Consider the following 2,034-nt stretch of genomic DNA (forward strand, 5'->3'; position numbering starts at 1 on the left):
CCGAACCGGACGTGCCCGTCTCCGAGCATCCGGCTCTCCCCGAGTGCCGTTCAGGCCGTTGTCGTGGTGGCTTCTGGCCACATCGAGGGGATGCCCGTCGATCCGCGGTATCGGTAGCGGACAGTGCCGACCGATCCGGGACTGAACAGGGTGAGCCCGTCCTGACTGGGCATACCGTGACCGTCGCAGTAGCGTCGGTACACGTCCTTCCATCTGATTCGTCGATGCTTGCGCCGGATCCATCGCAGTACGCGTTCTCGCGCGTAGTAGCCGACGGCCCTGAGTGCCACCGACGACGAACCGGTCCGGAAGTAGTTTGCCCAGCCGCGCAGCACGGGGTTCATCTGGCCCAGCACGGTATGCAACGGCACGTTCGTTGTCTTCCGGCAGATCGCCTTAACCTTGCTCATCACGGCCCGAAGGGCCTTCTTCGACGGGTAGGTGTAGACGTACTTCTTGCCGTTGCTGCCCTTCTTCGTGTGTCGCCGGATGCGCCACCCGAGGAAGTCCAGCCCCTTGTCGATGTGAGTGATCAACGTCTTCTCGGGCGACAGGCGCAAGCCCATCGTCGCGAGGACCTCAGCCGCTTCCTCGCGGATCTGTTCGGCGTGGTCTCGGGTGCCCGAGACCAGAATCAGGAAGTCGTCGGCGTACCGGACCAGCCGGTAGTTCGCTCCTCCCCGTTTGCGTCGCATTCCCCGCTGGTAACTGCTGCCGAGCCATTTGCTGGCGATGTGCTCGTCCAGGACGGACAGCGCGACGTTTGCCAGCAGTGGCGACAAAATCCCTCCTTGCGGTGTGCCTGTCTTGGTTTCCCTCAGGTGGGCCTCGATATCGAGGATCCCCGCCTTCAGGAATGCCTTGACCAGGCCCAGGACCCGCTTATCCCCGATTCGTGCTCGCATACGGTCCATCAGGGCCGGATGCGAGATCTCGTCGAAGCATGCCGCGATGTCTCCCTCAACCACCCACTCATACGTGCGGGTGGTGAAGTGCTGCGTTTCCGCTATCGCGTCATAGGCGCGTCGTCCTGGCCGGAATCCGTACGAGCCCGGATCAAAGTCCGCCTCGAAGATCGGTTCCAGCACCAACTTCAGTGCGGCCTGGACCACTCGGTCCTGCACGGTCGGGATACCCAACCGCCGGTACTTCGTAGTCCCAGGCTTGGGGATACGGCGCTCACGCACCGGAACCGGACGAAAATCCCGGTTCTTCAAGTCCGCCCGCAGGATGGACAAAAATGCGTCCACACCTTGGCGGTTCTCGATGTCCCAGGCCCGTCGCCCGTCAATCCCGGCGGTCCGGGATCCACGGTTGGACCGCACTCGATCCCACGCAACCTTGAGGAAGGCGGGATCGTGGACAAGGTTGTACAGATCATCGAACCGACGGCCGCTATCTGTGGCCGCCCAACGGTGCAGCTTGGTCTGGATCTCCCGTACCCGGGCATACGGCGACTCCGTCGCCGCCCGGTCACCGGTGTTCACCAGCGATCCTTCGGGCATTCCAGTCTCCTTCCTGCTCACTCGCTGGCCCCCTTCGCCATGCGCCGGGCTTTCCCCAGCTCGGACTACTACGAGGCCTCCGCCCCACCAGCCGTCATCGGCGGGCAACGCGCCTGCCCTCCGTCCAGACCAGGCTGGCAAGAACGGGACGGGCGACTGCTGATGGTTCCCACGTTCACTGTCTTCCGCTTGAGGGGTGAGGCGCCCAGCTATACCCCGGCAGTCTCGTCACGGTTACGCCGCAGACATTCACCGCGACCTCCGAACGCCGCATCATTACCGACGCCCAAAGTCGACGCCTCATCGAGACGCCGTGCACTGCACACCGGCCCATATCCACCAGATTCGAGCCGGCATCGGCATTACGGGGCTTCAAGCACTGGTTCCTCTCGTACACCTTCCCCTCTCGTTTGCCGAACCCGACCCATCTGGCAGTACTGGATCGTCCCGGCGTTGTCAGGGCTGCTCCCACCCTCCCCGGCGATCCCCGGATCAGGCTGCCCTCAACTTCCGCCCGGCCGCTGCGACG

The 2,034-nt window shown here is 63.9% G+C and carries 1 protein-coding gene; it reads right to left on the reverse strand.

The features are described from left to right. Positions 1-50: 50 nt before the first annotated feature. Positions 51-1,505, reverse strand: coding sequence for a group II intron reverse transcriptase/maturase (gene ltrA, locus ACYVK5_RS25775; protein ID WP_460709135.1), 1,455 nt, complete (start codon positions 1,503-1,505; stop codon positions 51-53). Between the last annotated feature and the right edge of the window lie 529 nt (positions 1,506-2,034).

This window comes from Myceligenerans halotolerans, assembly GCF_054782975.1.